Raw genomic sequence first — 12,925 nt, 5'->3', positions numbered from 1 at the left:
ATCACTGCTGTTGTTCGGTGATCATGGCTGTTTGGATCATCTGCGGTCCGCCTCGCAGCGTGCGGCTGACGAGGGTGCCTCGGCCCGGGGGCAGTTGGCGGGACTTGATGTTGGCGACCAGCTGACCGTCGTCCTTGTTCGCGCTCATCGCCAGGCCGGGGGCCGACGTCTCGCGCATCTTGCCGATCAGCGGTTCGTACAACGCGCGTCCCGCACCGCCGGAGTTGCGGGCCAGGATGACGTGCAGACCCACGTCGGCGGCCTGCGGGATGAACTCCGCCAGCGGGGCCAGCGGGTTGTTGCCCTGCGGTGCGACCAGTTCGTAGTCGTCGACGACGACGAACAGTTCCGGACCCTTCCACCAGGAGCGGTCGCGCAACTGTTCCTGCGTGACGTCCGGTCCGGGCAGGCGCTTCTTCAGCGAGGCGCAGACGTCCTTGACGTTGCTCTTGAGCTGATCGGCGCCCACCGAGTACTCCAGCAGGTGGGAGTTGAGGAAGCCCAGCATCGAACGCCGGTAGTCCACCAGCAGGATCAGCGCTTCCTTGGGGGTGTAGCGCTCGGTGATGCCCCGCACGATCGTCTTGAGCAGCGCGGTCTTGCCCGATTCCCGCTCGCCGAAGGCGTAGAAGTTCGGCTCGGCGCGGAAGTCCAGGTAGACCGGGTGCAGGCCGTCCTCGTTGATGCCGATCGGCACCAGCTTCGGGTTCGGCTGCTGCTCCGGACGCGGCAGCTGCTGGTAGGGCAGCAGCTCCGGCAGCAGGCGCACCTGCGGAGCCGGACGGCCCTTCCAGGAGCTCTTGACCCGGTTGACCAGGTCGGCCACGCCCTCGGAGACGTCGTCGTTGTAGAGCTCCCAGCCCATCCGGGCCGGACGACGCTCGTCCTCGGCGGCCTGCCCCTCGACCGCGATCCGATCACCGATCTTCTCGCTGTCCACACGCGGCAACGCCGTCAGGAAGTGCAGCTTCGACTCGTGCATACCGCGACCCGGACGGCCCTGCGGCACCTTCACCGCCGCCTTGCGGTCGATCTCCGACTCGCTCGGGTCACCCAGCCGCAACTCGATGCGCGTCTGGATCAGGTCCTTCATCGCCGGCCGGATCTCCGCCCACCGGGTGGCCGTGATGAACACGTGCACACCGAAGGCCAGACCGTTGGACGCCAGGTTCAGCACGTCCTGCTCGAGGGTCTCGAACTCCTCGCGGAACGCCCGCCACCCGTCGATCACCAGGAACAGGTCACCGTAGGGGTCGTCGTCGAACTCACCGCGACGCTTGCGGTTGCGGTAGTCGTTCATGCCCTCGACGCCGTGCTGCTGGAACCGGCCCTCGCGCTCGGCCAGCACCGCCTTGAGCTCGGCGATCGAACGGCGCACCGTGTCCGGGTCACGACGCGAACCGTAACCACCCACGTGCGGCAGACCCCGCAGCGTGGTCAGCGAACCACCACCGAGATCCACGCAGTAGAACTGCATCTCCTGCGGCGTGTGCGTCAACGCCGCCGAAGCGATGATCGTCCGGATCGTGTTCGACTTGCCCGAACCCACACCACCGACCACGGCACCGTGACCACCCTGACCCGACAGGTCGAGGGTCATCGCGTCCTGACGCTGGTGGTAGGGAACGTCGATGATGCCGATCGGGATCTGCAACCGGGAGCTGCCCGAGTACCCGGCGGCGGTGTAGCCGCGGTCGTCGGTGGACTGCAGCGGCGGCAGCAGGGTGTCCAAAGTGGCCGGAGCGTCCAGCGGCGGCAGCCAGACCTGGTGCGCCGGTGGGGCGGCCAGCTTCTTGAACTTGTCGACGATGATCTGGAAGTCGGTGTACTCCGGCTCCTGGGCCTCTTCCTTGACCTCCGGCTCGTCCGACGACTCCGGTTCCGGGGGCTTCTCGATGAAGTCCGGGATGAAGTAGCGCGGCATCTTCTCACCGGTGACCGGCGAGGCCCCGCCCAGCATCGTCGGACGACGACCGCTGGTCTGGTGCAGGTGACCGGAGACGTAGGCCGCGCGGAAGCGGTCCATGCCGTTGGGGTGCTTGAGGTAGCCGTGACCACCGGTGGCCGGCAGGTCGGCGGCGTCCGGAACACCGATCGCCGCACGGGATTCCGCGGCGTTGAACGTCTTCAGACCGATCCGGTAGGACAGGTGCGAGTCCAGACCGCGCAGCTTGCCCTCTTCCAGCCGCTGCGACGCCAGCAGCAGGTGGACCTGCAGCGAACGACCCAGTCGACCGATCATCACGAACAGCTCGGCGAACTCCGGCTGCTGCGAGAGGAGCTCGGAGAACTCGTCGATGACCACGAACAGCGCCGGGAGCGGCTCCTGCGCGTGCTCGTCGCCCGCCTCGGCCATCTTCCGGTAGTCCCAGACGTTCTTCGCGCCCGCCTTGTTCAGAACCTCCTGGCGGCGGTTCATCTCACCGGCCAGCGCGTCCTGCATCCGGTCGATCAGCGAGCCGTCGCCCTCCAGGTTGGAGATCGACGCCGACACGTGCGGGGTGTCGAACCCGTTGAACGTCGCGCCACCCTTGAAGTCGACCAGCACGAAGTTGAGCATCTGCGAGGAGTGCGTGGCCATCAGGCCCAGCACGATCGTGCGCAGGAACTCCGATTTACCGGAACCGGTCGCACCGATGCACAGACCGTGCGGACCCATGCCGCCCGAGGCGGTCTCCTTGATGTCCAGGTGCACGATCTCGCCCTGCTCACCAGGGCCGATCGCGACCTTGTAGAGGTCGTCGGTGGGACGGGGGCGCCACGCCTCGTTGAGGTCGAAGGTGACCACGTCACCGGCCAGACCCAGCTGCTCGATGTAGTTCAGCGGCGTGGTCAGCGGCTCGTAGCTGCCCGAGTCGGTGTCGACGGCGGGACCACCGGCGACCCGGTACGGGGCCAGCTGGCGGGACAGCGACGTCGCCTCTTCCTCGGTCAGCGTGTCCGGCTTGCCGAACCACTCCACACCGGAACCACCGCGGGCACCGATGCGGTCCTCCTCCACGACCATCCGCATGCCGCGGCGAGCCGTGAGCGGACCCAGCAGGTCGGACAGGTCGATCATCGTGACGCCCGCCAGGCCGCCCTCGACGTAGAGGGCTTCCTCACGGCTGATCTCGGCGTCGTCGATCAGGATCACGACGTGCGGCTGACCGTCCGGCGGAGCCGCGTTGCGCTGGAAGCGCGGGCGGTCGGCCAGCTGCTCGGAGAGCATGCTCTCGACCGTGGCCAGCGAACCCGCCATCAGCCGCATCTGGCCGATGCCGTCGGTCTCGGTGGGGTGCTGCGCATGCGGCAGCCACTTCACCCACTCCCACTCGCGGCGCGCCTGGCCGGAGCTGGCGACCGCGATGATCACGTCCTCGGGGGTGTGGAAGGTCGCCAGCTGGCAGATCATCGCGCGAGCGAGACCGCGCACCTGCTCCTTGTCGCCCTGCAGGCCCACCGCGGCGAAACCGCGCAGCGACGTCGCGATCGGCAGGTCCTGCACCAGCGAGTGCGCGCGCACGAAGCGGCGCAGCGCCAGCGTGGTGATCGGCTCCAGCTCGTCGACGGGGCCGGTCTGCGGCGGGACCAGACGGGTCTCCAGCCGCTGCGAACCGCGGCCCACGCGGACCTGGCAGAAGTCGTTGTCGTTGGGGCGGCGCTCCCACATCCGGCGGCTGCCGGCCGCCAGCGACCACAGGGTCTGCGGGTCGGGGTGCACCCACTCGCGGGCCAAGCGCTGCTCGTCCGCCGCCTCGCGGGCGCGGTCGCGCATCTGGCCGAGGTACCGCAGGTAGTCCTTGCGGTCCTCGTCCATCTCGGCCTTCTTCTGACTGCCGTCCCGGCCGCCGCCGGCCATCATCCCGAACGTTGAGATGAGCATCATCATCGGCATCATCATCATCATCGGGTTGTTCTGGGCCCGCGTGAACATGAAGGCCATCATTCCCAGCGACGCCACGATCATCAGGCCCGGAAGGACCTTCTGAACGATGTTTCCCGGGATGGTCCGCGGAATCTCCGGCGGTGGTTCGAGGTGCACCTCCCCGCCCGGTGGCCTGGGAGCGGCCAGGCGTGGCGTTCGCTTGAACTGCAGCGTGCTCACCGGACGCAACAACCTTTCTCAGACGTGCCTGAAAACACCAGAAGACCTCCGGTGCTCGTCGAACTCGCAGCCAGCATTGTTCACTGCCGCGCAGCTCTGGATAACGGGGTGCGGCTCAGCGTGACCAACCAGATACCAAGTAGTTGACACGAGTTCCGCCAAACCCGTCACCCGTGGACGGTCGGTGTGGCCATACTAGGGGCGCTCTCCGATCGGGCGGGTGGGTTTCGACAAGAAAACCCGGCCTTGGTTGGATCGAGCCCTCGACAAACGAATGCAAGGCAATCAACTTCAGGGAGTAGGGGGCCCAAGTGGCGACCGGGACCACGGTGTTCAGCCGCGTGACGGTGGTGGCGCCTACAACTCGTATCGACCTGGCGCTGCCTTCAGACGTATCGGTGGCGGACCTGCTGCCGATGCTGCTGGATATGGCCCGCGAGATGACCCCGGACGGCGGTTCGCGGCACGGCGGCTGGGTGCTGGCCAAGCTCGGTGAGAGCGCGGCCCTCGATCCGAGTCAGTCGCTGTCCTCGCAGGGAGTTGTCGACGGCGACATCCTGCAACTGCGCCGCCGGTCGGACGACCCGCCGCCGCCGCTCTACGACGACGTCGTCGACGCGCTCGCGGAGGCCGAACCGGGCAGCTACCGGCCGTGGACCAAGGAGACCTCCGCGAAGGTCGGTCACGCCGCCGGTGCGCTGGGTCTCATCGCCGCAGCCGCCGCTCTCGGACTCGCAGGCCCCGCCGGGATGCTGCACCCGACCACCATCCAGGGCACCACCGCGGTCGTGTTCCAGCTGGCCGCGGCCGTGACCGCGATGGTCATCGCGATCTTCGCGACCGGCATCGGCTCGATGGTCACCCGCGCCTACGCGGCTTCCACGACCGGAACCGTGATCGCCGGTGCCGGTGGTCTGCCGATGGCGTTCGTGGCCGGCTTCAACATGGTTCCCGGCAACACGCTGGAACCGCGGTTGCTGCTGGGCAGCGCGCTGGCGTTCATCTTCGCCTCGATCTCGATCATGGTGATCGGCGCGGGCATCGTGACCTTCATCGCAGCGGCCACCGCAGGTGCTTTCGGCACCATCGCCTTCGCCGTCGCGACGATCTTCACGCAGGTCAGCTCCTCCAGCGTCGCCGCCGGTGCCGGTGCCGTGGCACTGGCCGGGATCTCCCTGCTGCCGCGCATCACCATCCAGCTGTCGAAGCTGCCGCTGCCGCACGTCCCGGGCAGCGCGGAGGACCTCAAGGAGGACTCCGGGTTCCCCGACTACCGGATGATCGAGAAGCAGACCGGGCTGGCCCACCAGTACATGACCGGTCTGATCATCGGTTGCGGCGTCGTCGCCGCCGTCGGCGCCATGGTCGCCGCCGCGACCAACCCCATCTGGGGCTCGGCGTTCGCCGTGGTCGTCGCCGCGGTCCTGCTGCTGCGCGGCCGCAACTACGCCAACGGCAGCCAGGCGCTGGCGCTGCTGTTCAACGGTCTGCTGGCCTCGGCCGGCATCGCCGTCGGACTGCTGGTGCAGGTCGCCGACAACCCGGTGTTCGTGGCGGCCGTGTTCCCGCCGCTGCTGATCCTCGGCGGCCTCGCGGTGATCTTCGGCGTGGTGTTCCCGAACCGCCGGTTCTCGCCGGTGCAGCGCCGGATGGTCGACATCCTCGAAGCCGTCCTCATCGCCCTGGTGCTCCCGCTGGCGCTGGCCGCGATGGACCTCTACATGGCCATCCGCGACCTGAACCTGAACTTCTAAGAGGGACCTCGCACATGGGCTTCAAGCACCCCCGCTCTCGCGGCGCACGGCGCGGACTCGCGCTGTGCGCCGCGGTGGGCGTCCTCGGGCTCAGCGGACCGATGGCACCGGCCATCGCGCAGCAGGTGGGACCGCCGCGGCTGGATCCCAGCAAGCAGACCGGGACGTCGCTCAAGCCGCAGAACTTCCCGCAGAAGCAGGGCTGCATGAACGGCAGTCCCGGCAGCACGATCCCCGAGAAGCCCTGGAGCCAGCTGGTACTCGGCTACGAGCGGGCGCACGAGCTGGGATACACCGGGGCCAACGAGATGGTCGCCGTGATCGACACCGGGGTGAACAACCACCCGCGGCTGGGCTCGGTCGTGCCCGGCGGCACGTCGATCACCTCCGACGGCCGGGCCACGCAGGACTGCGACGGGCACGGAACGATCGTGGCCGGCGTCATCTCCGCCGATCCTGACCCCACCGGGGAGACCGGCTACGTCGGTGTGGCGCCGGACTCGACGATCCTGTCGATCCGGCAGACGTCCAACCTCTTCGTCGACGACCAGACCAACGCCACGGTCGGCACCACCGAGACCATGGCGCAGGCGATCAACCTCGCGGCCTCGCGGGGCGCGAAGGTCATCAACATCTCGCAGTCCTCGTGCCAGCCGATCGCGCAGGCGAGCAGGTACGACGACTACGGCAACCAGATGTTGCACAACGCCGTCAAGAACGCCTACAACCAGGACATCGTGATCGTCGCCGCCGCGGGCAACGTGGGCGGGAACTGCCAGAAGAACTCCCCCGGCAGTCCGTCGACGGCCGTGCTTCCCGCGTGGTTCGACGACGAGGTGCTCACCGTGGCCTCGCTGAACCAGCAGGGAGCGCCGTCGGAGTTCACCGTCCCGGGCCCCTGGGTCGACGTGGCGGCTCCCGGCGAGAACCTGATCGCGCTCGACCCCGGCAACGGCGGTGACGGTCTGGTCAGCCAGATCTCCGAGGGCGAGCAGGGGAAGATGGCTCCGATCCAGGGCACGAGCTTCGCGGCTCCGTACGTGTCCGGACTGGCCCTGCTGATCAAGCAGAAGTTCCCCACGATGTCGGCGGCCCAGGTCATGGAGCGGATCAAGACCACCGCGCTGCACCCGGGCGGCGTCAACGGGCGCAACGACATCGTCGGCTACGGCATGATCGACCCGATGGCCGCTCTGCAGGACGTGGTCCCGGCCGAGCACGGCAAGCAGGCCCCGCCGAAGAAGCCGACGCACCTCGCGGCGGATGCCCTGCAGCAGAAGGACTTCCCGGCCATCATCGTCGCCATCGGCGGTGCGGGAGCGGGAATCGCGGGCATCGTCTTCACGGCGTTCCTCGTCAACGCGGTCCGCAGCGTCCGCGCCCGAGCCCGCCAGAACCGCTGAGGCGAAACCTCCGCTTCGCACGACCGAGAAAGGGCCGTCTCCCCTGGGAGACGGCCCTTTCTCACATCCACACCGCGCGACCCACAACGTACATCTCGCCCAAACATCACAACACCCCCAACACGCGGTGGGAGTGTCGCGGGAGCAGGAGGTTGTCGTCCGAACCGCCCGTGATCGATGACCGTTTCGCCTGGTCGGTTCGGGTCAGAACCGCCCGTTGCCCTCGGGAGCGCGGAGCGGGTCAGGCCCGGGGTTTCGGGGGTGGCGCGTCTCCGACGCCCGCGGTGCCCGTCTCCGGCTTCGGCTTGGCCTCCGCCTTGGGGGCCATGACCTCGTCGATCGAGGGCTTCGGCGGTGCCGGTTGCAGGGTCGACGGGAGGTCCAGCTTGTCCGGGGTCGCCTGCGGCTCCTGGGGCTTCTGATCCGCTTGGGGCTGCTGGGACTTCGCCGGCTCGCCGAAGACCGCGGGAGGCGCCTCCGGTTGGAAGCCGAAGAGGTCGTCCGGATTGGACTTGAGGCGGGAGGAGTTCTGGCGCTCCTGGTTGCCACCCCCCCGCTGCCCCATCATTCCGCCCATCATGCCCATCGGCATCATGCCCATGCCCACGCCCGCCGCACCCACGGCCGCGCCGGCGGCGATGCCGCCCGCAGCGGCACCGGCACCGGGCTGGTCCTCTTCGGACTCCGCCGACGCCGCGGTGGTCGCGGCAGCCGCCGTGGTCCCGGCGGGTTCCGCGGCCCCAGGGGCATCGGAAGTGCCCGGGGCGGCCGGAGTTCCAGCGGAGGCCTCGACCGGGGCCTGAGCCTCCCAGCGGCCGGGCTCGCGGGTCGCGACTCCGGCCATGTCGTCGCAGAGCCGGGTGAAGGCCATGTAGTAGTCCGCGATGGATTCCAGGAGCTCGCGGGCCGGTTCGGCGAGGTCCGCCAGGTGCTCGCGGGCGCGCTCGGCGTCAGCGGCGGTCATGGCGGCCCTGACGTCGTCGGCGGTCCTGGCGACCAGCTCGTTCAGGCGTCGTTCCTCCGCACCGACGCCGTCCGCGGTGTGCTCCAGGGCGTCGGCGAGTCCAGTCATCGCGTCCGCGAGGTCCTTGCCCGCCAGCCCGGCGTCGCGGACGTGCGCGACGAACGCCTCCGCGTCCGCGCCCTGCCAGGCCGTGTCGATCCCGCCCAGCTCGCCGTCCACGTCACCGGTGGACTGCTCGACGACCTCGGCCGCCTCGCGCCACACCTGGGCCGCCGCGCGGAAATCCTCCGGCCTGCCCACGAGTTCGTCGACGGCGGTGGGCGAGAAGTACGGGACGTCGAGCTCCTCGGCGACGCCCGCGAGGTAGCGCTGGTGCTCGGTCGGCATCCTCACGCCTCCTGTCTGCGCAGGTCAACAGCGCTGTCGTCGTCGCCGGCGGAGTGGTGGTCGACCACCTCGCGCAGCTCGTCGCCCGCGCTGGTCAGCGTCTCGGCGGCCTTGCGGTGCCGGTCGAGCAGGTGATCGCACAGCTGCTGATACGCCTCGGGCGCACCGGATTTCCGACCGATCTCGCCGAAAGACGCACCGGTGAGCTCTGCCTCCGCCAGCTTCGCCCGGCCGGTCGTGATGTCCTCACCGGCCTCCTTCACCTGCCGCGCGTGGGTCGACAGCCACTCGATGTCGATCCTGATCCCCGACATCCGCCCCACCTCCCAGATCGGATCTCGCTTCCAAGACGAACCGCCCGCAGCTCACCGTGGCTGCGGGCGGTTCGCTCGTTCCCTCGGACGTTCGGCACCGGCGGTTCGGTTCCCGGGCGAGGTGAGAGGTTTCGGCTGAAACTCCCACCTCACCCGCGCGGATCAGCCTCCGGCGGCTCCTCCGGCCTGCGGCTTCGGGGCGGGGCGGTTCACGCCGCCCGGCAGGACCGGGACCGAGTCGTAGGTGACGCTGGCGGCGGCCGGGTCGAGGAAGTCGCCGCGCGGAAGGCTCCGCATCAGCCACGACGGGCCCGCCTTGATGTCACCGGCGCTCTTGGCGACGCCGAGACCCTGCGCGGTGGCGAGGTCCTTGACGCCGTACTGCACGCCCTGGTCGGAGACCAGGAAGATCGGGCCGCTCTCGGCACCGGCCTCGTTGGACGTGCCGCGCACGACGGCCGCCTTGCCCGCCGCGCCGTAGTAGTAGTCGACCTGCGGGCCCGAACCGTCGAACTGGGCCAGCTTCACCGCCGGCTTGACCGCCGGGGTGCCCTTGTTCAGCGTGACGGTGATCATCTGCGAGCCACCGACGTTCTTCCAGCTCAGGCAGGACGTGTCGGCCTGCTGGAAGGACACCGGCTTCGGCACCGACGTCGGGAAGTAGTCGAGGTTGAGCGGGTTCTCCGTCGGCTTGGCGTCGGTGATGGCGCCGGTGACGTTCGGGATCTCCCGGCTGGAGACCTTGCCCGCGTGCAGCACGGCGGCCGCACCTTCGGCGCTCAGCTCCTGCTTTCCGTCCTGCAGCAGCACGAAGAACTGCTCCCGCTCGCCGGGAACGCTGCGCTTGACCACGTCACCGACCTTGTAGCGGGTCAGGTACGAGGCGGGCTGGCCCTCGCCGTCGATCTCCGGGACCGACAGCTCCGGAACGCTCGGGATCGCGTTGAGCGTGTTGGTGCTGATCGTGCGCGGCGTCACGCCGTTGAGCCCGAAGACGTCGCGGACGACGGTCTCGCTCTTGGCGATCTTCGACTTCACCGCGTGCGTGTTGGGCTGGTTCTCCCGATGGGCCCGGTAGACGAGGTACTCCTCGCCCGAGCTCTGGTCCTTGACGAACAGCGACTGCTTCGGGTCCAGCTCGACGCCGTGGTTGCCGTCGCCGCCGATGACGGTCGTCTCGACCTTCGTGGCCGCTTCCACGCGCGAGGAGCTCAGATTCCCCTGCACCTGGCCGACATCGCAGATCGCCCACGACGGTTCCGCCGGGTTGTCCGCGCTCGGCACGTAGGTCGGGGCGTTGACCATGCCGGTCAGCGGGCCGCGCGGGAAGTCCGCCAGCGCCGCTTCCTTGACCGTGGTCGTCGGCACCGCACCGCTGCCCTGCTTGCCGCCCTGCTGCATCACCAGAAGCTTCGCCGATGCCATGTTGAGCATCGGGATCAGCCGCTTCTGCGCCTTGTCGTCAGAGGTGACGACGAAAACGCTGCCGCTCTCCTTCGCGACGACGATGTTCCCCGGTTCGGGAACCGTGCCCTTGCCGCCGAACAGGCCCCAGACGAGGAACCCGACTACGCCGACGGCCGCCAGCACCGCACCCGCGACCGTGGCCCGCTTGTGCGAGCCCATCGGATCGTGGAGCATCACCGCGTCTTTCCGCACCAGCGCCGACTCCATGCGGCGAAGCACGAACCGATAGGCCTGAACCTGTGACTTCGTTGTGGGTGTTGATGCCATTCTTCGCCTACAGCTCTCCCGTCCGAGGTACGGTTTCGCAGGATAGTCGCTGAGATATACCGAATGGGTGCGGTTCGGCGGACTCCGTCAGTATTCTCTGCACGCGGCTCAACTCCGACGAACGCGTCCGCCGCACCTACCTGCGAGGGGGAGAGACCGAACGGATGTCCGTGCCCACACAACATCCGGCCCAGCCGAAGGCTCCCGGGGCCGCCAACCCGACCCGCGCCCGGATTCGCGCGCGCCGTCGGCGGATCAACGGCGTGACGCTCGCCGGGATCCCGGCGGCCAACATCGTGCTCATCGAAGTCGGTCTGGGGATCGGCGCCGGCATCTTCTTGATCAACCCGCGAGACCCCGTCATGTGGTCCATCGCGGGCGGAATCGCCTTGCTGGCCTTGATCATCGCGCTGCTTCGCCGTCGTGGCCGCTGGTTCACGCAGTGGTTCGGGCTGGTGCTCGAGTACCGCAGCCGCAACCACACCCGCGCCTCGCAGCCGGCGAACGTCGACATCGCCGAACCCGCTGAGGACAAGGACGGCGACGGCATCATCGGCCCGGACGAGAACCACCGGGTCGCCCTGCTGCGCTTGGTCGTCGAAGACCTCGTGATCGCCCGCACCCAGGACCACGACCGGAACCCGGTCGGAATGTCCTGGCACAACGGCAAGTGGACCGCGGTGCTGATGGTCGAGCCGACCCCCTCGCTGCTCAACCCCGTGGACAACGCGCCGAACCTGCCGCTGGGCGTTCTCGTGCCGTGCCTCGAGGACCGCGGCGTGGTGCTCGACGCGATCCAGGTCATCTGGCACTGCTACCCGGGAAGCGCGGCCCTGCCGTCGAACTCCCCGGCGCTGAACTCCTACCTGGAGGTGCTGGGTCGGCTTCCCGCCGCGGCCCGCCGCACCACCTGGATCGCCGTGCGGCTCGACCCGCAGCGGTGCGCCAAGGCCATCGGTGAGCGCGGCGGCGGCGTCCTCGGCGCCCAGCGCGCGCTGATCGGCGCCCTGTCCCGCGTGCGTTCTTCCTTGGAGCAGCGCGGAATTCCGGCCCGCCCGCTGGACCCCGACGAGCTGCTGCAGGCGGGCATCTCCTCCGCCGAGCTGCACAGCGTGCTCGGTTCGCAGCGGCCGGTCGGCCTCAAGGAGCGCTGGGACGGCGTCACCGCTGGTGGCGTCGGACACTCCAGCTACGCCATCACCTCGTGGCCGAACCAGATGAACGACAGCCTCAACGCGCTCACCGGCATCCGGGCGCTGTCCACCAGCATCGCCCTGTCGGTCTCGCCGGTCGGTGAGGAGAACGAGGTCGGTCTGCGCGGTCTGGTGCGGGTCTCGGCCCGCACGCCCGCCGAGCTGGACACCGCCGACGCGCGGTTGAAGGCCATCAGCAACCGACTCGGGTTGACCCTCACGCCGCTGCGCGGTTCGCAGCTGGCCGGCTACGCAGCGACGCTGCCGCTCGGAGGTGCGGCATGAGCCGAAGCAGGACGATCGACGTTCCGGGAAGCCAGGGCGTCGCACCGGAGTTCCTCGTCACACCGGAGACGCTGGACGCCATCAGCCCGTCCGGCGACCGCGGTGGCGTGATCATCGGATCCGACCCGCAGGGCGAGGCCCAGGCGGCGTCGATCCTGCGCTCGATGCCGACCCGCATGGTCACCGTCGGAGGTCTCTACCTGGCCCGCCAGCTCGCGCTGCGGGCGATGGCGACCGGCGCGTGGGTGATCATCGCGACCGGCCGTCCCGCCGCGTGGAAGATGCTGGAGCGCGCCGCCGGTGAAACCCCGGACGGCAAGCCCGTTCCGCTGGTGCAGATCCGCCGGCTCGCCCCGTTCGACCTGCCGCGCTCCTCCGAGGACACCCCGCTGCTGGTCATCCACGACGGCGGTGCCGTCCCGCAGGAACTGTTCCCGCCGCGCGCGCCGTGGCAGACGACCATGTACGTGCTGCCGTACCTGCACCCGCAGGTCAGCAGCGGCACCGCGGCCAACACCGCGGACCTGGTCCTGCTGCAGCGCCTGCCGCTCAACCAGGCCCAGCTCGCCCAGCGCATCTGGAGCCTGCGCAACCACCAGGTGCAGCCGCTCACGCAGCTCCAGGACGACCAGCTCATCGCGCTGGGCAACATGACCTGGACGATGATCCGCCTGGTGACCAACCAGAAGGAGAAGGAGATCCTCGGCCCCATCCGCCGAGGCGACTGACCTCCGCGCTCGCGAATCCCCCGGCCGCACCGTCGTCCGGGGGATTCGTCGTTTACGGCCGGAATCGGCTCCGCGT

Annotated in this window: 8 protein-coding genes; 4 read left to right on the top strand and 4 right to left on the bottom strand. The window is 69.2% G+C overall.

Features of this window, described 5'->3' with window-relative positions; genetic code table 11:
* Position 1: 1 nt before the first annotated feature.
* On the bottom strand, positions 2-4,087 hold the full coding sequence (gene eccCa / locus E1202_RS10645) for a type VII secretion protein EccCa (RefSeq protein ID WP_132682594.1): 4,086 nt from the start codon (positions 4,085-4,087) through the stop codon (positions 2-4).
* Between the two features lie 311 nt (positions 4,088-4,398).
* On the opposite strand from eccCa, the gene eccD reads away from it, so the two are divergent.
* On the top strand, positions 4,399-5,841 hold the full coding sequence (eccD, locus tag E1202_RS10640; protein WP_132682593.1) for a type VII secretion integral membrane protein EccD: 1,443 nt from the start codon (positions 4,399-4,401) through the stop codon (positions 5,839-5,841).
* Positions 5,842-5,855: 14 nt separating this feature from the next.
* Positions 5,856-7,244 carry a type VII secretion-associated serine protease mycosin gene (mycP, locus tag E1202_RS10635; protein WP_132682591.1) on the top strand — a complete coding sequence of 463 codons (1,389 nt, stop codon included), beginning with the start codon at positions 5,856-5,858 and terminating at the stop codon, positions 7,242-7,244.
* A 241-nt stretch (positions 7,245-7,485) separates the two neighbouring features.
* Here mycP and E1202_RS10630 read toward each other — a convergent pair whose 3' ends face one another.
* The 3 genes from E1202_RS10630 to eccB form a co-directional block, all read right to left on the bottom strand.
* Positions 7,486-8,595: a WXG100 family type VII secretion target gene (locus E1202_RS10630; protein WP_132682589.1), complete on the bottom strand. Its 1,110-nt coding sequence runs from the start codon at positions 8,593-8,595 to the stop codon at positions 7,486-7,488.
* Positions 8,596-8,597: 2 nt separating this feature from the next.
* Positions 8,598-8,909: a hypothetical protein gene (locus tag E1202_RS10625; RefSeq protein ID WP_132682588.1), complete on the bottom strand. Its 312-nt coding sequence runs from the start codon at positions 8,907-8,909 to the stop codon at positions 8,598-8,600.
* Between the two features lie 162 nt (positions 8,910-9,071).
* Positions 9,072-10,643, bottom strand: coding sequence for a type VII secretion protein EccB (gene eccB / locus E1202_RS10620; RefSeq protein ID WP_132682586.1), 1,572 nt, complete (start codon positions 10,641-10,643; stop codon positions 9,072-9,074).
* A 164-nt stretch (positions 10,644-10,807) separates the two neighbouring features.
* Here eccB and eccE point away from each other — a divergent pair, with 164 nt between their 5' ends.
* Positions 10,808-12,121, top strand: a complete 1,314-nt coding sequence (gene eccE / locus E1202_RS10615; protein WP_132682585.1) for a type VII secretion protein EccE — start codon at positions 10,808-10,810, stop codon at positions 12,119-12,121.
* Complete coding sequence (locus E1202_RS10610) at positions 12,118-12,849, top strand: hypothetical protein (protein ID WP_132682583.1); 732 nt, start codon at positions 12,118-12,120, stop codon at positions 12,847-12,849. Before eccE ends, E1202_RS10610 begins: the two co-directional genes overlap by 4 nt.
* The last annotated feature ends 76 nt before the right edge of the window (positions 12,850-12,925 follow it).

The sequence above is a fragment of the Saccharopolyspora karakumensis genome (genome assembly GCF_004349225.1).
In the GTDB taxonomy this organism is placed as follows: Bacteria; Actinomycetota; Actinomycetes; order Mycobacteriales; family Pseudonocardiaceae; genus Saccharopolyspora; species Saccharopolyspora endophytica.
This window is presented reverse-complemented; position numbering and strand designations above follow the sequence as displayed.